The organism is Acidimicrobiales bacterium (genome assembly GCA_035512495.1).
In the GTDB taxonomy this organism is placed as follows: domain Bacteria; phylum Actinomycetota; class Acidimicrobiia; order Acidimicrobiales; family CADCSY01; genus DATKDW01.
Map to the genome: position 1 here is coordinate 11,844 of DATKDW010000044.1, position 15,572 is coordinate 27,415.

Here is a 15,572-nt window from a genome sequence, read left to right on the forward strand (position 1 = left end):
GGAGGTCTCGTGAGTCGGTTGCTTCGCTTCGTCGTCGTCGTGGTCCTGGCCGGAGCCCTGACCGCTGGCAGCGTGGCGATGCTGACCCCCCAGATCGGGACGATCCTCGGCGCGAACCGGTCCAGCGAGGTCACCGAGATCGACCTCAACCCCCTCGCCCAGCGCTCGGTCGTGCTGGCGTCCGACGGGTCGCTCCTGGCGGTCCTTCACGGCGGTGTGAATCGCAAGTCGGTGGCGCTCGACGATCTCCCCCAGGTGGTCGTCGACACGGTGCTGGCGGTGGAGGACACCGACTTCTGGCACCACGGTGGCATCAACCTGCGTGCCACGTCGCGTGCCCTGCTCACCAACGTGGCTGCCGGCGACGTCAGGCAGGGCGGGTCCACCATCACCCAGCAGCTGGTGAAGAACGACCTCCTCACCTCCGACCAGGACCTCGACAGAAAGGTGCGCGAGGCGGTGCTCGCCATCCGCCTCGAGGAGCAGATGCCCAAGCGCGAGATCCTCGAGCGCTACCTCAACACCGTCTACCTGGGCAGCGGCGTGTACGGCATCCAGGCCGCGGCTGAGATCTACTTCGGGATGGACGCCACCGAGCTCGGCCAGCTCGAGTCTGCGTTCCTCGCCGGCCTCATCCAGCACCCGACCGGCCTCGACCCGTTCCGCTTCCCCGACGCCTCCCTCGAGCGCCGGGACGAGGTCATCGATCGCTTGGTGGTGGTGGGCCAGATCACCCCATCCGAGGCGGAGCGGTTCAAGGCCGAGCCGATCCCCACCGAGCGCCGCGATCTGCTCCCGTCGCCCAAGGACTACTTCATCGACGAGGTGGTCCAGCGGCTCCTCGCCGACCCCCGCATGGGCGAGACCCGCGACGAGCGTCGGGCCGTCGTGTTCGAGGGGGGCCTCTCGATCACCACCACCCTCGACCCCCGCATGCAGTTCGCCTCCCTGGTGGCGGTGGCCCAGGAGCTGCCCGACACCGAGGGTCGCTTCACCGCCTCCATCGTCAGCGTCGAGCCCCAGACCGGAGCGGTGCGCGCCCTGGTCGGCGGCGAGGGCTTCGAGGAGGCGCAGTTCAACATCGCCACCCGCGGCATCGGCCGCCAGCCAGGTTCGGCGTTCAAGCCGTTCATCCTCGCCACCCACCTCGAGAGCGGCGGCACGCCCCTCGACAGGATCAACGGCACCGGACCCTGCACGGTGCCCAACCCCGACGGTGTCCCCGACCCCTACGAGGTCCGCAACTACAACAACTCCCGAGGCGGCCTCTACGACCTGCGGGAGGCGACCACGAGGTCCAACAACTGCGCCTACACCCGTCTCGGGATCATCGCCGGCCTCGACCGGGTCGTCGAGGTGACCAAGTCGCTCGGCGTGAGGTCCCCTGTTGCAGCTGTCCCGTCGATGTCGCTCGGCACCAACGAGATCCGCCCCATCGACATGGCCGCCGCCTACGCCACCTTCGCCAACGGCGGCGTCTACAACGAGCCGTACTTCATCGAGGAGGTGCTCGACCGTAGCGGTGAGCGGCTCCTCCACCACGAGCCCGCTCCCCGGCGGGCCGTCTCCGAGGACACCGCCGCCATCGTGACCGACATCCTCGTGTCCAACGTCCAGCGGGGCACGGGCACCCGCGCCCGTTTCCCCGACGGTCGTGCCGCGGCGGGCAAGACCGGCACCACCCAGGACTTCGCCGACGCCTGGTTCGTGGGCTACGTCCCCCAGATGGCCACCGCCGTCTGGATGGGCTCGCCGCGCGGCAACGAGGACAAGATGACCAACGTCGGGGGCATCCGGGTGACCGGTGGGTCGTACCCGGCGCGGATCTGGGCGGCGGCGATGCACGGCGGCATGGCTGAGACCGAAGCGATGGAGTTCCCACCGATGCCTGAGGTGGCGACCGGGAGCCGGCTCTACCTCCCGGGAGAGGAGCCCGTGCGCGTCGTGCGCCGGGCCCCGCGCCGCAGCACCCCGGCCACGACCGAACCCGAATCCGAACCCGAACCCGAATCCGAACCCGAACCTGAACCCGAACCTGAACCCGAACCCGAACCCGAACCCGAACCCTCGCCTCCCCCCGAGCAGCCGTCGGAGCCACCCGGTCCGGGCGACGGCACGGGCGACGGCACGGGCGACGGCACGGGCGATGCGACCGGCACCGACGCCGGTTCAGGTGATACTGGGGAGTAGTGGCTGACCTCTCGCTCGACGCCCTCCTCGTGGTCCAGGACCACGACACCTCCGCCGACCAGCTGCGCCACCGCCGGGCTTCGCTCCCGGAGCGCCTGGCGCTCGCCGAGCTCGACGCTGCCAGATCACGGCTCGAGGCGGAGATCGCCGACCTGGCCGAACGAGCCGCCGAGCTCGGCCGCAGCCAGCGCCGGCTGGAGGACGAGGTGGCGACCATCGAGGCCAAGGCGGCCGACACCGACCGCACGCTCTACTCGGGCACCGTCACGGCACCGAAGGAGCTCCAGGCCATGCAGCACGAGGTGGAGTCCCTGCGTCGCCGGGCGAGCATGCTCGAGGACGACCTGCTCGAGGTCATGGAGGCGGCCGAGCCCGTCAACGCCGAGCTGGCTTCCCTCGAGGAGCGCCGAGACCAGGCGGTCGCCGAGTCTGGGCGCCTTCGGGCCTTGATCGACGAGGCCGAGGTGGAGATCGACGCCGAGCTTGCGGTCGTGGTGCGCCAGCGCGACGAGGCGGTCAGTGCCGTGCCGGCCCCCCTCGTCGGCACGTACGAGAAGCTCAGGAGCCACCTTGGTGGTGTGGCGGTGGCACGCCTCGACGCCGGGCGTTGCACCGGCTGTCACCTGGCCCTCCCCGCCACCGAGCTCGACGCGGCGCGCAAGGAGCCGTCCGGTGCCGTGATCTACCACGAGGAGTGCGGGCGCATCCTCGTCCGCCCCGACACCTGAGCGGCCGATGCTGCTCTGGTTCGTCGGAGGCTCCCTCCTCGCCGTGTGGTTGGTGTTCCGGGACCCGGCCATCGACCACCGCCTGATCGTCGCCGGTGCCCTCCTCCCCGACGTCATCGACGCCCCCACCGGGGGAGCCTGGGTGGGCCACACCGTCCTCGCCAGCGTCGTCCTCCTCAGCGTGGTGATGCTGGCGACGCGGGGGCGGCGGCTGCTGCGCCGCCAGCTCCTGGCCCTGCCCATCGGCACCTTCCTCCACCTGGTGCTCGACGGGGCCTGGATGGCCACCGAGGTGTTCTGGTGGCCGCTCCTCGGGGTCGATCTGGCCGACACCGCCATCCCGAGCGTCGAGCGGGGGCTCCTCAACATCCCGCTCGAGCTCGTCGGCCTGGCCGTGGTGGTGTGGGCGTGGCGGCGGTTCCGCCTGGCGGAGCCCGAGCGGCGGGCGCACTTCCTCCGGACCGGTCGCTTCGGCCGCGACCTGGTGAGCTGACCGTTGCTGATCATCGTCCGCCACGGTCGCACCGAGGCCAACGCCGCCGGGCTCCTCCTCGGCAGGGCCGACCCGGAGCTGGATGCCGTGGGACGAGCCCAGGCCGCTGCGCTCGCCCCGGTGGTGGCCGGCGCGTCCAGGGTGGTGTGCAGCCCGTTGCGGCGCACCATGGCCACCGCCGAGGTGCTCGGGCTCCCATTGAGCGTCGACGAGCGGTGGATCGAGCTCGACTACGGCCAGTGGGACGGTCGTCCGGTGTCGGAGGTGCCGGGCGCGGAGTGGGAGCGATGGCGGGCCGACACCGGCTTCCGCCCGCCGGGTGGGGAGTCGCTCGCCGACCTCGGGCGACGGGTCCGGGCGGCGTGCGACGACCTGGCCGACGAGGCACGCGACACCGACGTCGTGGTGGTGACCCACGTGTCGCCCATCAAGGCGGCCGTGGGGTGGGCCATCGGTGTGGGCGATGAGGTGGCGTGGCGGCTCCACGTCGTCCCCGCGGCCGTGGCCCGGGTGGTGGTGCGGCCGCAAGGCCCGGTGCTCACCTCTTTCAATGAGGTGGGGCACCTCCCCCCGGCCAACTAGTCGGTGGAGGCCCGGCCCGGCTCGCCGCGCTGCAACTTGTCGAGCTGGGCCAGCAGCTCGGGACCTGCGACGCGGGTCAGGTCGACGAGCACGGCGCCGACGTGCTTGCTCTGGACCTCGATGGCCTCGATCATCTCCTGCTGGTCAGATGAGAGCTCGGCGCTACGCCGGAGCAGGTCGGCGTTGATGCGGATGGACGCGATCGAGTTGAGCAGCCCGTGGGCCACCACTGCGATCAGCTCGTCGTCCGTCTCCGACACTGAAGCTCCTGCTCGTCCGACACGCCGCTGCCGCTGTGCATGCCAGCGATCGGGTTCCAACGTACTGCCGGTGGGGCGGAAGGCACGCGATCTTGGTGGGGGCGATGTCCCGGCACGAGCCACACCGTCGTGCCGGCGCGGTCCGGCGCTACCTTCGGGCCATGGAGCCCCCGGCGTTCCTCCACCCGTTCGCGCCCCCTGCCGCCACCGACTTCACGACCATCGTGCGGGGCGAGGGGGCGGCGGTCTTCGACCGTGAGGGACGCCGCTACGTCGACGCCCTGGCCAGCCTCTGGTACTGCAACGTGGGCCACGGCCGTGCCGAGGTCGCCGACGCCGTCGCCCGCCAGGCGCGGACCCTCGCCGGCTACCACGCCTTCGACCGCTTCACCAATGAGCCGGCCGACGCGCTGTGCGAGGCGCTGGCGGGACTGGCCCCGATGGCGGGCGCCCGGGTCTTCCTGACGTCGTCGGGCTCGGAGGCGGTCGACAGCGCCATCAAGCTCGCTCGCCTGGCCCAGGGACGCGCCGGCCACCCCGAGCGGACCGTGGTGGTGGGCCGCCAGCACTCGTACCACGGGGTCACCTTCGGGGGGCTCTCGGTCCAGGGACTCCCCCTCAACCAGGAGGGCTTCGGACCCCTGCTCCCGGAGGTGCGCCAGGTGCTCTGGGACGACCTCGACGACCTGGCCCGGGTGCTCGAGCGCGAGGAGGGACGGGTGGCGGCGGTGCTGGCCGAGCCGGTGATCGGCGCCGGTGGGGTTCGCCCCTCGCCTCCCGGCTACCTCGAGGGCATGCGCCGGCTGTGCGATGAGTCCGGGGCCCTGCTCGTGCTCGACGAGGTGATCTGCGGCTTCGGCCGGCTTGGCGCCTGGTGGGGGGCCGAGCGCGACGGGGTCGAGCCCGACCTCGTCACCTTCGCCAAGGGCGTCACGTCGGGCTACCAGCCCCTGGGTGGGGTGCTGGTGGGTCGAGCGGTGCGGGCCGCCCTCGAGTCCGGGCCCGCCTTCTTGCTGCGTCACGGCCACACCTACAGCGGTCACCCCACCGCCTGCGCCGCCGCGCTGGCAAACATCGAGGTGCTGCGCGACGAGGGCCTGCTGGATCGGGCGGGGCCGATCGGCGACCGGCTCGGCGGCGGGCTGGAGGAGCTGGTCCGCCAGGGCGTGATCACCGAGGTCCGGGGCACCCAGGCGATCTGGGCGGCGGTGCTGCCCGCGGAGGTGACGGCGCAGGAGGTGCACCGGGCCATGCTCGACCGTGGCGTCATCGCGCGGCCTCTCGGCACCGATGTGATCGCGTTCTGCCCGCCGTTGGTGATCGACGAGGTCGACCTCGACCGTTGCGTCGGCGCGCTGGCGGAGTCGGTGGCCGAGGTGGCGGGCTGACACCGCACCGCCCGGGCTCCCAGCCCTACGATCCGCCCATGACGCTGCCGAAGCAGGGAATGTCCAAGGACGAGGTCGTGGCCGCGCTCAAGGCCACGCGCGCCCACGACGCACGCTGGCAGGACGGTCGCACGTTCGGCATGGTGTTCGACGGCGGGCGGGAGGTGCACGAGGTCGCGGAGGCTGCCGCGCTGATGTTCCTGCACGACAACGCCCTCAACACCAAGGCGTTCCCGAGCCTCGCCAAGATCCAGGCCGACGTGGTCGGCATCGCCAACGAGCTCATGCACGCACCGGACGGCGCCGGAGGGTTCATGACCTCGGGCGGCACCGAGAGCATCCTCATGGCGGTCAAGGCCGCCCGCGAGCGGGGCCGCGCCGAGCGGGGGATCACCGCCCCGGAGATGGTCGTGGCCGACAGCGCCCACGCCGCGTTCCACAAGGGCGCCCACTACTTCGGACTGCAGGTCCACACCGTCCCCGTGCGCGACGACTTCCGGACCGACGTCGACGCCATGGCCGCCGCGGTGAACGACAACACCGTCCTCATCGTGGGCTCGGCACCGCAGTACCCGCAGGGCGTCGTCGACCCCATCACCGAGCTTGCGGCGCTCGGCGCCGAGCGCGACATCAACGTCCACGTCGACGCGTGCATGGGGGGCTTCGTGCTCCCGTTCATGGAGATGCTCGGCTACGACCTTCCCCTCTGGGACTTTCGGGTCGAGGGTGTCACCTCGATCTCCGCCGACTTGCACAAGCTCGGCTACGCCCCCAAGGGGGCGTCGGTGATCCTCCACCGCAGCAAGGCGCTGCGTAGCCACCAGACGTTCGTCTTCGACGCGTGGCTCGGTGGCATGTACGGCTCGCCGGCGATGCAGGGCACGCGCCCGGCGCTGCCCATGGCCACCGCCTGGGCGGTGCTGCACCACCTCGGGGAGGACGGCTACAAGCGCCTCACCGCCACGGTGATCGAGACGACCCGGCGCATGGTGGACGGCATCTGTGCCATCGATGGCCTCGACGTGCTCGGTGAGCCCGAGGCTCACCTGGTCGCCATCTGCTCCCAGGCGGGATGGGAGGATCGGGTCGACGTCTATGCGGTGGGCGACGCCCTCCAGCGGCGTGGGTGGTTCCACGATCGGCAGGGTCCGCCGGACTCGTTGCACGCCACGGTCAGCGCCGGCAACGCGCCGGTGATCGAGGACTACCTCGTCGACCTGCAGGCCTCGGTCGACGAGGTCCTCGGCGGCCGCAGCGACGACCGCTCGACCGACTACGCCACGCTGGAGTAGCGGCCGCGCAGCCGGTGCCGTCAGCGCCGGCGCTGTTCGGGAGAGGCGGGCTCCCCTCGGCCAACGAGCACCTCGTCGCTCCGGGGGCCACCCATTAGGGTTGCCGGCGATGAGCAGTGCTGAGGTGGAGCTGGCCAAGACCTTCGGCGACATCGCGCGCGCGTTGCTCACCGAACAAGATGTCGACGCCACACTGCGCAAGATCGTCACGATCGCCATGGAGGTGATCGACTCGTGCGACCACGCGGGGATCGACGTCGTCGAAGACGGGAAGATCCTCCCGGTCGCTCCCAGCGACGATGTCGCCGAGCTCATCGACAAGATCCAGACCGAGGTAGGCGAGGGGCCTTGCCTGTCAGCGATCAAGGAGCACGAGGTGTTCCAGAGCGACGACCTCGAGCAGGAGGAGCGCTGGCCGACCTTCTCGCGGCGCGCGTTCGAGGAGACCGGGGTGCGGAGCATCATGGGCTTCCGGCTCTTCGCCGAGGAGAGGACGATGGGAGCGCTCGACCTGTACTCGAAGCAGGCTCATGCGTTCGACGACGACACGGTCGCCCTCGGCTCCGTTCTCGCCGTCCACGCCTCGGTCGCCTTGGTCCACGCCCAGGAGCGCGAGCAGTTCCTCCAGGCGATCGAGAGTCGTGACATCATCGGCCGGGCGAAGGGGCTGCTCATGGCTGGCTCGAAGATCGACGACGCCCAGGCGTTCGAGATGCTGAGGTCTGCCTCCCAGCGCATGAACATGAAGCTGCGGGACGTCGCCAAGCACATCGCCCACGGAGAGCCGCTCGGCGACCTGGAGTGAACGAGACGCTCCCTCTCGACGGGACCACGGCCGAGGAGCAGTAAGAGCCCTGGCTGATCAGGGGGTGTGGCGACGGTGAGCCGGCTTGTAGGCGGGGTTCTGTCCGGCGCCGGAGCGCCTGGGTGGTCATCCATCTGAGCGGCCTACCTGGGGACATGGACCGGGCCGGTCGTCCCACGCTTGGCCTTGCTCCGGGAGGGGGTTGCCGAGCCGCCCGGGTCACCCCGGACGCTGGTGCGCTCTTACCGCACCGTTTCACCCTTGCCTGTGCCCCGGTCTCCCGGGGCCATCGGCGGTCTGCTCTCTGTTGCCCTGAACCGACAGGTCGCCCCGCCCTGGCTCTCGCCAGCTCCCTTGCCCTGTGGAGCCCCGACCTTCCTCGACGCCGTCCCGACGAGCGGGCGACGCCGCGACCACCAGGCCGACTCACCGTCGGGTCCAGTATGCCCGGCGCGGGCCGGCTCCCTCGCCCCTACCCTCCAGGGCATGGCTGTCGACGACGCCGATGACGTCAGGCACCAGGTGCGGACTTGGCTGCACCGGCACTGGGACCCTGAGCGGCCGCTGGCCGAGTGGCGTGCCCTGCTCGCCGACTCAGGCTGGGGGTGCCCCACCTGGCCGGTCGACGCCCACGGGCGGGGTCTCGCCTCCTCGTCCGCCACGGTGGCGGCCGAGGAGCTGGCGCGGGTGGGTGCGGTGGGGCCCGCTGGCGGGTCGGCGATGTCGCTGGCGGCGCCGACCATCCTCGAGCACGGCTCGACCGAGCTGCGCCGACGCCTCCTGCGCCCGATCATCACCGGCGAGCACACCTGGTGCCAGCTCTTCAGCGAACCCGGCAACGGCTCCGACGTGGCCGGGCTCACCACCCGGGCCGACCGCGACGGCGACGAGTGGGTGGTCAACGGCCAGAAGCTCTGGACCACCGGCGCCCACACCGCGGCCTACGGGATGTTGCTCGCCCGCACCGACTGGGACGCGCCAAAGCACCGGGGCATCACCTACTTCGCCTTCCCGATGCGCCAGGCCGGCGTCGAGGTGCGGTCGGTTCGCCAGATGAACGGCCATGCCTCGTTCAACGAGGTCTTCCTCACCGACGCGCGCGTCCCGCACGACCACGTCGTCGGCGAGGTCGGCGGCGGGTGGGCAGTGGCACTGACGACGCTGGCCCATGAGCGGGGGATGGCGCCGCCGCAGGTTCCGTCCGGCGTCGGTGATGCCGCCGGTCGCACCGTCCGGGAGGCGGCGGCGGAGGCGGAGGCCTATGCCCGGACCTACGTCTGGTACCCCCAGCGCGCCGGGCGTCCCGACCTGCTGGCGCGACGAGCCGAAGCCACCGGGCGCGGCGCAGACCCGGTGGTCCGTCAGCAGGTCGCCGCCGTCGTCGCCCGCCAGCGCGCCGCCCGCTGGACCGCCGAGCGAGCCCGTGTGGTCCGGGCCCAGGGTCGGCCGCCGGGGCCGGAGGGCTCGCTGTCGAAGTTGGCGGCCAGCGAGGTCGCCCGGGTCTCGTCGGCCGCCCACTCGGCCATCGCCGGAGCGGCAGCCATGCTGACCGGCCCCGAGTCACCCGAGGGCGGCACCGTCGCTGAGGTGCTCGTCTCGGTCCCCGCCATCTCCATTGCCGGCGGGACCGACGAGATCCAGCGGAACATCATCGGCGAGCGGGTGCTCGGGCTGCCCAAGGAGCCCGGGAGCGACGTCGAGCTCCCCTTTCGCGAGGTGCGGACCAACTGACCGCCACCGCGACCTAAGGTCGTGCCGTGCTCGTCGACAGCCTCCGCTTCCTGCCGCGCAGCTTCGCCCCGCTCTACGAGTCGGCCGAGCCGCTCCCGGGCGAGGACGACGAGGTGTGGGCGCCCTTCGAAGGACGCCTCGCCGACGCCCGCATTGCCCTGGTGAGCTCGGCAGGGCTCTACCTCGACGGTGCGCAGCCCTCGTTCGACCTGGACCGGGAACGCCGGGAGCCCACCTGGGGCGACCCCTCCCACCGGATCCTCCCGGCCGATGCCGCCGATCGGCCGCTCGGGATGGCACACCTCCACGTGAACCCTGCCGATGTGCTGGCCGACCCGGACGTGGCCCTGCCCGCCCGCGTGCTGGCCGGGTTGGTCGACGATGGGGTGGTCGGTGGCCAGACCGAGCACCACGTGTCGGTCATGGGCTACCAGGAGGCGGGCCTGGACGTCTGGCGCAGCCGCACCGCCCCCGATATCGCCGCCCACCTGCGCGACGAGGGCGCCGACGGCGTGGTGCTGGCCCCGGTCTGACCGGACTGCTGCAAGAACGTGCCCGTGCTGGCACGTCGCATCGAGGCCGAGGGCATCCCCACCGTGGTGGTGACGATGATGCCGTCGGTGGCCGAGCAGCTGCGCACCCCCCGCATCGTCGGGGTGGAGTTCCCGTTCGGCCACCCCTTCGGGATGCCGGCCGGCCGTGCCGTGCAGCGCCGGGTCCTCGAGGCGGCCCTGGTGGTCCTCGCCGGGGCCTCTCGTGCCGGCACCCGGGTCGACCTCGACATCGAGTGGCCGCAGCCGCGGGGTGAGGCCTACAAGGCCTGGCAGCCCTCCGAGCCGAGCCCGATCGTGGCCGCAATGCTGGGGCAACGGGACGGCACCTGATCGTCGAGGGCCGGCGGCGACGTCACTCCACGGCCAGGATCTGCCACGGTTCGGGAACACCCTTGAGGGTGTGGCCACCCAGGCTGCGGAACGACAGACCCGACCCGGACATCAGGTCCCGCACCGTCGAGGTCACCAGGACCTGACCCGCCCCCGCCATCGCCGCCACCCGGGCACCGATGTTGACGGCGATGCCGTCCACCGAGTCGCCCGACAGCTCCACCTCGCCGGTGTGGACCCCGGCCCGGACCCGAAGGCCGATGGGCTCCAGCTCCTCGGCGATCGAGCGAGCACAGCGGATGGCCCTCCCGGGACCATCGAAGACGGCGAAGGTCCCGTCGCCGGCGGTGCTGACCAAGCGGCCCCGGTGACGTTGCAGGCAACGGGCCACGATGGTGTCGTGGTGCTGCCGGAGTCGGCGCCACCGGGCGTCGCCCAACTGCGCTGTCACCTCGGTCGAGCCGACCAGGTCGGTGAACAGCACGGTGACCAGCACCCGCTCGGAGCGCGACGACGGCACCGATCCGGTCAGGAAGGCCTCGACGTGGTCGACCAGCTCGTCGACCTGACCGAGGAAGAACAGGTCTTCGTCCCCGTCCAGCTCCACCAGCTCGGCACCCTCGATGTGCTGGGCGAGGTGGCGGCTGTGGGCCACCCGAATCCAGGGGTTGTCCCGGCGGTGCAGGATCAGGGTGGGGGCCTGGATCGACCCGAGCACCGAGCGCACGTCGACCTGGAACAGCATCTCCCGCATGGCTCGGGCGGTGCTGGGGCTCACCGACTGCCGCTGGTAGCGCCGCCACCAGCTCCGGAAGCTGGGATCACGGCTGGCCCCGGCGAGGGTGTCGGCGGTGGCGTCGTCGTCGTAGGGGACGGCCAGGATCCGGTCCCGCACCGCTTCCGGCACGCCGGCCGGGTAGTCCGCCGCCCGGGCCAAGCGGGCGTAGGTGTTGACCAGGACCAACCGGTCGACCCTCTCCGGGTGGGTGCCCGCGAACTGCATCACCATCGGCCCTCCGGCACCCACGCCCAGCAGGGTGGCGCGATCGGCGCCGACGCTGGAGAGCACGGTCGACACATCGTCGATCCATGTCTCCAGGGGCGGGAGCCCGTCCCGGCTGACCGGATCGGACAGGCCCACGCCCCGCTTGTCGAACACCACCACCCGGCAGATCGACGCCAACCGTTCCAGCACCGCCGCCAGGTCGCTGGACTCCCACATCAGCTCGACGTTGCCGAACCAGTCCATCACCATCACCACCGTGCGCGGCCCTTCGCCCAGCACCTGGTAAGCGACGTGGACATCGCCCGCTACCGCATACCGCGTCTCGGGCACGGGGTGATTGTGCCCCACCCCGCCGAGCATGGCGAGCGGGAACCGGTACCGGGTACCGTCGCGCCATGCCACACCGACTCGCCTTCCTCACCAGTGTGAACCGCCTGCTCGACTGGCAGGACGAGGAGTTGACCGAGGCCACCCTGCAGGTTCTTGTGAACGCCCCGGATCTCGAGGGGGCGGCTGAGCGGGCAGGGCTGTTCGACCCCGGCCAGCGCTTCGACCCCGCCCTGGCCCGTGAGGCGGTCGTCGCCCTGCCCCCGTCGCTGTCGGCGGGGCTTCTCGCCACGGTGATCAGTGCACTCGAACGGCGACTGGCCGTGGTGGTGCAGTGGAAGCAGGCGTCAGGGTTCGAGCTGCAGCTGTGGGAGTCGGTCGACGACGAGGTGGGCGCAGTCGGCGTGCTGGTGCTCAGCCCCCGGGGGCAGGACATGGTGCCCGGCGCAGGGACGGCCTGACGCTCACCGGCCGTCGGCTCTTCACACCCCCGACAGCACCCGGGCCGTGGCCCGGCGGCCGGGGAGCTTGATCACCTCGATGGCGCTCGGGAGCTGCTCTTTGATCTCGGCGTCGTGGGTGACCACCAGCACCTGCCGGAACCGGCCTCGAAGCCGCTCGAGGGCGAGGAGCATGCGCTCCTTGCGGTCGCTGTCGAGCGGGCCGAACACCTCGTCGAGCACCAGCAGCCCAACGGCCCCGCCCGACTGGAACCGCACGTGCTCACTGATGGCCACGCGCAGGGCGAGGTTGGCCAGGTCGGTCTCGGAGCCGGAGAAGCGGTCGATGCCGTGCAGGATGCCGGCGTCGCGGATCTGCAGCTCGTAGGTCTCGGGGTCGACCTCGAGGCGGTCGTACTCGTTGTCGGTGAGCTCGGCGAAGAGGTCGGCGGCATGGGCGGCGAGACGGGGCCCAACGGTCTGGACCACCTGGTTGCGGAAGTCAGACAGGAGGTCGGCGAGGCGGCCGATGTGGCGGCTGGTATCGGCCAGGTCGGCGATGGAGCGGTGCTGCTCACGACCGGCCTCGAGGGTGGTGGCAGCGGTCTCGGCTGCCCCTCGGGCCTGCACGGCCCCGATGCGGGCGGCGTTGGCAGCGTCGTCGGCGGCCCGGCTGCGGGCACGCTCGTCGTCGCGCGCGGTTCGGGCGGCGGCGAGGTCGTCGGGGGCGAAGCTGAGGGAGGTCACCTTGTCGAGCAGGACCTGACGGCGCTCGGTGGACTCCACCACCCGGAGGCGCGCCACCTCCAGCTGCTCCTCCACCGCCGCCCGCCGCTCCAGGCGACCGGCCAGCCGCTGCGACTCCGCCGCCGCGGCCTGGCAGACGGCCAGCTCGGTGGCCAGCGCCACCAGCTCGCCCTCCTCGGGCTCCCGGCCGGCAGCGGCGATGGCCTCGGCCACCCGCTCGAGGGCGGCGGCACGCCGTTCGGCCGCCACGTCGTAGGCCGATCGGGCCGCCTGGGCCTCCTTCAGCGCCGTCTCGGCACCGGCGAGCGCCAGCTCGGCGTCGGCCGCCGCGGCCCGGGCGGCGGACAGCGCCGCACGCTGGTCGGCGACGCTCGTCTCGGCGACCGCGACCTCCTGGGCACGGTGGGCTTGGGCCTGCTCGAACGACTCGCCCAGCTCCTGGCCGCACACCGGACAGTCGCCCTCACCGGCCAGCTGGGCGGTGCGCTCGGCGGCCTCAGAGGCGCGTACGAGACCGGCCTCGGCGCCGGCCAGTCGTGCGGCGGCCTCGGCCACCGTCTCGGCTGCGGTGCGCGCCGAGTCGCGGGCGGCGGCGACGGGCGCGTCGTCGGGGGTCGGCGGCTCGACGAGCTCGGGGATGCGCTGGAGGGCGACCTCGGCCTCGGCCACGGCCCGCAGCAGCCCGAGTCGCTCATCCAATTCGGGCAGCCGCTCGACGGCGGGGGCCAGCTCGGCCAGGCGGTCGGCGGCCTCGGCCAGGTCGGCCAGCTCGGTGGTGAGGCTTGTCACCCGCTCCTCGGCGGTGTCGAGCGCATCCCGCACGCCGCGGCCGTCGGCCACCAGCTCCTCGTGGAGCCGGCGAAGGTCGTCGACCTGCTCGAAGCGGGCCTCGGCCACCTCTAGGGCGGTGCGTCCCTCGGCGGCGGTGCCCTCGGCCACGGTGGCGGCCCCCTCGGCCTCGTCGGCGCGGGCCTGGGCGGCGGCGAGCGCTGCCTGCAGCGCCTCCACGTCGGGCAGGCGGGCCTGGAGGCGCTCGTGGTCGGCACGGGCGTTGCGGGCGTCGGCCCGGGCCGCCTCCCTCGCTTTGTCGAGCGGGGTGATGCCGAGCAAGCGCAGCACCAGGTCGCGCCGCTTCTGCGGGGTCTGCCCGGAGAACGCAGCCACCTGCTTCTGCTCGGCGAAGACCGAGGCGCGGAAGGCGGTGTCGTCCATGCCGATGACCGACTGCACGTAGGTGGCGACGTCGCGGGCTCCCTCGGCCACCTGCTGGCCGTTCCAGTGGGCCTCGGCCTTGACGGTGTGGTTGATCCCGGAGATGGTGCGGCGCACCACGTAGAGGTGGCCCTCGTGCTCGAACTCGACCTCGGCCAGCGCCTCGCCACCCACGCCGGTGGTGCGCACCTCGTCGAGCGACGTGCGCGACCGGCCATACAAGCTGAAGCGGATGGCCTCGACGAGCGCCGACTTTCCGGCCCCGTTCGCGCCGTAGATGCCGACGAGGCCGGCGGGGATCTCGAGGTCGAGCTCGTCGGCGTAGACGCGGTAGTTGCGCAGCCGGATGCGGGTGAGCCTCACTGCCTCACCCGGCGTCCTCGACGGCCCGGCCCAGGTAGTCGTGGCCGAGGGTGGTGATGCGCTGGCGGTCGTAGCCGATGAGGTCCTGGCCCTGGAGGTAGCGGTCCCAGTGGGCACCCATGGCGTCCATGTCGGGCAGCTCCACGCTCATGGCGGCATCGGCGAACCTGGGCTCGAGCTTCAGGTGGAGGGCGCCGCCGGCAGCGTCGCGCACGGCCTCGAGGTCGAGGAGGCGATAGGCCTCCGGGTCGATGCCCTCGATGTAGAGGCGGGCCACGGCCCCCTCGGGCACGGCTGCGGCGCGCTCCATGACCCGCTCGGCCACCTCGGCGGGCGAGAGGCCGAGGGCCTCCACCGTGGGCATGGTCACGAGGGGGCGCTGGCCCTCGAGGGGAACGTGGCGACAGGTGCCCGCCACGGTGTCGAGCACCACGATGCCCTTGGCCCGATCGGGGTCGTCGGCGAAGCTGAACGTGTCGGTGGAGCCGGCGTACCACATGGCCTCGGCCACCTTGGTGTGGAAGTGGTAGTGGCCGAGCAGCACCAGGTCGGAGCGGATCAGCCCGGCGTCGACTTCGATCTCGTTGATGTCGCTGTAGCGGGGCTCCACCTGGGTGACCCGCGGGTGGGTGAGCAGCAGGTTGGGCTGATCGAGGCTGCGCCGCTGGTCGGCCTCGGCCAGGGCTTCGAGGGTGGCGTCGACGGTCATCATCTGGGGAACGGCGTGCACCACCAGGTCGGCCACCTCGATGCGCTCGTAGGCCAGCCGGGTGGCGAAGTGGACCTCGGGGAAGGCGTCGGCGAGCGCCGAGTAGGGGCTGCCGGTGCCGGGCAGCCGAGGCGTGTCGTGGTTCCCGCTGATGGCGACGAGCGGGATGCCGTGCTCGCGCACCTTCAGCAGCGCCCGCTGGACGACGCGGAACGAGCGGTAGGTGGGGCGGGGGTGGTCGAACACGTCGCCCAGCCACACCATGAGGTCGGGCGACTGGGCGAGGGCGAGGTCGACCGCAGCGGTGAAGCTGTCCTCGAAGTCGCGCTCGCGCTGGTTCACGCCGGTGGCGGCGTCGGTGATGGCGAGGTACGAGCGCCCGAGGTGGGCGTCGCCGAGGGCGGTGACCTTCATG

15 protein-coding genes and 1 other RNA gene are annotated in these 15,572 nt (G+C 72.1%); 11 read left to right on the plus strand and 5 right to left on the minus strand.

The features are described 5' to 3' along the window. Positions 1-9: 9 nt before the first annotated feature. Genes VMN58_05720 through VMN58_05735 form a run of 4 tightly spaced genes read left to right on the plus strand, consistent with a single transcriptional unit; the run spans position 10 to position 3,993 of the window. Positions 10-2,190, plus strand: a complete 2,181-nt coding sequence (locus VMN58_05720) for a transglycosylase domain-containing protein (GenBank protein ID HUF32688.1) — start codon at positions 10-12, stop codon at positions 2,188-2,190. After that, positions 2,190-2,918, plus strand: coding sequence for a C4-type zinc ribbon domain-containing protein (locus tag VMN58_05725; GenBank protein HUF32689.1), 729 nt, complete (start codon positions 2,190-2,192; stop codon positions 2,916-2,918). Before VMN58_05720 ends, VMN58_05725 begins: the two co-directional genes overlap by 1 nt. Positions 2,919-2,925: 7 nt before the next feature. After that, positions 2,926-3,411, plus strand: a complete 486-nt coding sequence (locus tag VMN58_05730; protein ID HUF32690.1) for a hypothetical protein — start codon at positions 2,926-2,928, stop codon at positions 3,409-3,411. Positions 3,412-3,414: 3 nt separating this feature from the next. After that, positions 3,415-3,993, plus strand: coding sequence for a histidine phosphatase family protein (locus VMN58_05735; GenBank protein HUF32691.1), 579 nt, complete (start codon positions 3,415-3,417; stop codon positions 3,991-3,993). Here VMN58_05735 and VMN58_05740 read toward each other — a convergent pair. After that, a complete protein-coding gene (locus VMN58_05740; GenBank protein HUF32692.1) occupies positions 3,990-4,253 on the minus strand; it encodes a histidine kinase dimerization/phospho-acceptor domain-containing protein in 264 nt (87 codons plus the stop codon). The genes VMN58_05735 and VMN58_05740 overlap by 4 nt on opposite strands. A gap of 161 nt (positions 4,254-4,414) precedes the next feature. On the opposite strand from VMN58_05740, the gene VMN58_05745 reads away from it, so the two are divergent. From VMN58_05745 to VMN58_05755, 3 genes are all read left to right on the plus strand, one after another. Beyond that, positions 4,415-5,641, plus strand: coding sequence for an aminotransferase class III-fold pyridoxal phosphate-dependent enzyme (locus VMN58_05745; GenBank protein ID HUF32693.1), 1,227 nt, complete (start codon positions 4,415-4,417; stop codon positions 5,639-5,641). A gap of 38 nt (positions 5,642-5,679) precedes the next feature. After that, a complete protein-coding gene (locus VMN58_05750) occupies positions 5,680-6,933 on the plus strand; it encodes an aspartate aminotransferase family protein (protein HUF32694.1) in 1,254 nt (417 codons plus the stop codon). A gap of 109 nt (positions 6,934-7,042) precedes the next feature. Then, positions 7,043-7,738: a GAF and ANTAR domain-containing protein gene (locus tag VMN58_05755; GenBank protein HUF32695.1), complete on the plus strand. Its 696-nt coding sequence runs from the start codon at positions 7,043-7,045 to the stop codon at positions 7,736-7,738. Positions 7,739-7,810: 72 nt separating this feature from the next. Here the strand turns inward: VMN58_05755 and rnpB are convergent. Beyond that, positions 7,811-8,167: RNase P RNA component class A (gene rnpB / locus VMN58_05760), an RNA gene on the minus strand. Positions 8,168-8,224: 57 nt separating this feature from the next. On the opposite strand from rnpB, the gene VMN58_05765 reads away from it, so the two are divergent. The 3 genes from VMN58_05765 to VMN58_05775 are packed head-to-tail and all read left to right on the plus strand — an operon-like array spanning position 8,225 to position 10,353. Next, positions 8,225-9,469: an acyl-CoA dehydrogenase family protein gene (locus VMN58_05765; protein HUF32696.1), complete on the plus strand. Its 1,245-nt coding sequence runs from the start codon at positions 8,225-8,227 to the stop codon at positions 9,467-9,469. 26 nt (positions 9,470-9,495) lie between these two features. Then, positions 9,496-10,002 (plus strand): hypothetical protein, encoded by a 507-nt coding sequence (locus tag VMN58_05770; GenBank protein ID HUF32697.1) that lies wholly within the window; start codon positions 9,496-9,498, stop codon positions 10,000-10,002. A 24-nt stretch (positions 10,003-10,026) separates the two neighbouring features. Next, complete coding sequence (locus VMN58_05775) at positions 10,027-10,353, plus strand: hypothetical protein (GenBank protein ID HUF32698.1); 327 nt, start codon at positions 10,027-10,029, stop codon at positions 10,351-10,353. Positions 10,354-10,375: 22 nt separating this feature from the next. Here the strand turns inward: VMN58_05775 and VMN58_05780 are convergent, their stop codons facing one another. After that, positions 10,376-11,689, minus strand: coding sequence for an adenylate/guanylate cyclase domain-containing protein (locus VMN58_05780; GenBank protein HUF32699.1), 1,314 nt, complete (start codon positions 11,687-11,689; stop codon positions 10,376-10,378). A gap of 65 nt (positions 11,690-11,754) precedes the next feature. Between VMN58_05780 and VMN58_05785 the strand changes: the two genes are divergently transcribed. After that, positions 11,755-12,147, plus strand: a complete 393-nt coding sequence (locus VMN58_05785; GenBank protein HUF32700.1) for a hypothetical protein — start codon at positions 11,755-11,757, stop codon at positions 12,145-12,147. A 21-nt stretch (positions 12,148-12,168) separates the two neighbouring features. Here VMN58_05785 and VMN58_05790 read toward each other — a convergent pair whose 3' ends face one another. Together VMN58_05790 and VMN58_05795 are read right to left on the minus strand one after the other, a co-directional pair. Continuing rightward, positions 12,169-14,448 (minus strand): SMC family ATPase, encoded by a 2,280-nt coding sequence (locus VMN58_05790; GenBank protein ID HUF32701.1) that lies wholly within the window; start codon positions 14,446-14,448, stop codon positions 12,169-12,171. A 4-nt stretch (positions 14,449-14,452) separates the two neighbouring features. After that, a complete protein-coding gene (locus VMN58_05795; protein HUF32702.1) occupies positions 14,453-15,571 on the minus strand; it encodes a metallophosphoesterase in 1,119 nt (372 codons plus the stop codon). Between the last annotated feature and the right edge of the window lies 1 nt (position 15,572).

What these genes read in the sequence shown, in the direction of transcription:
- VMN58_05755 (HUF32695.1), top strand. Translation starts at nt 7,043, where the DNA reads ATGAGCAGTGCTGAGGTGGAGCTGGCCAAGACCTTCGGCGACATCGCG.
- VMN58_05750 (HUF32694.1), top strand. Translation starts at nt 5,680, where the DNA reads ATGACGCTGCCGAAGCAGGGAATGTCCAAGGACGAGGTCGTGGCCGCG.
- VMN58_05795 (HUF32702.1), bottom strand. Translation starts at nt 15,571, where the DNA reads ATGAAGGTCACCGCCCTCGGCGACGCCCACCTCGGGCGCTCGTACCTC.
- VMN58_05745 (HUF32693.1), top strand. Translation starts at nt 4,415, where the DNA reads ATGGAGCCCCCGGCGTTCCTCCACCCGTTCGCGCCCCCTGCCGCCACC.
- VMN58_05785 (HUF32700.1), top strand. Translation starts at nt 11,755, where the DNA reads ATGCCACACCGACTCGCCTTCCTCACCAGTGTGAACCGCCTGCTCGAC.
- VMN58_05730 (HUF32690.1), top strand. Translation starts at nt 2,926, where the DNA reads ATGCTGCTCTGGTTCGTCGGAGGCTCCCTCCTCGCCGTGTGGTTGGTG.
- VMN58_05765 (HUF32696.1), top strand. Translation starts at nt 8,225, where the DNA reads ATGGCTGTCGACGACGCCGATGACGTCAGGCACCAGGTGCGGACTTGG.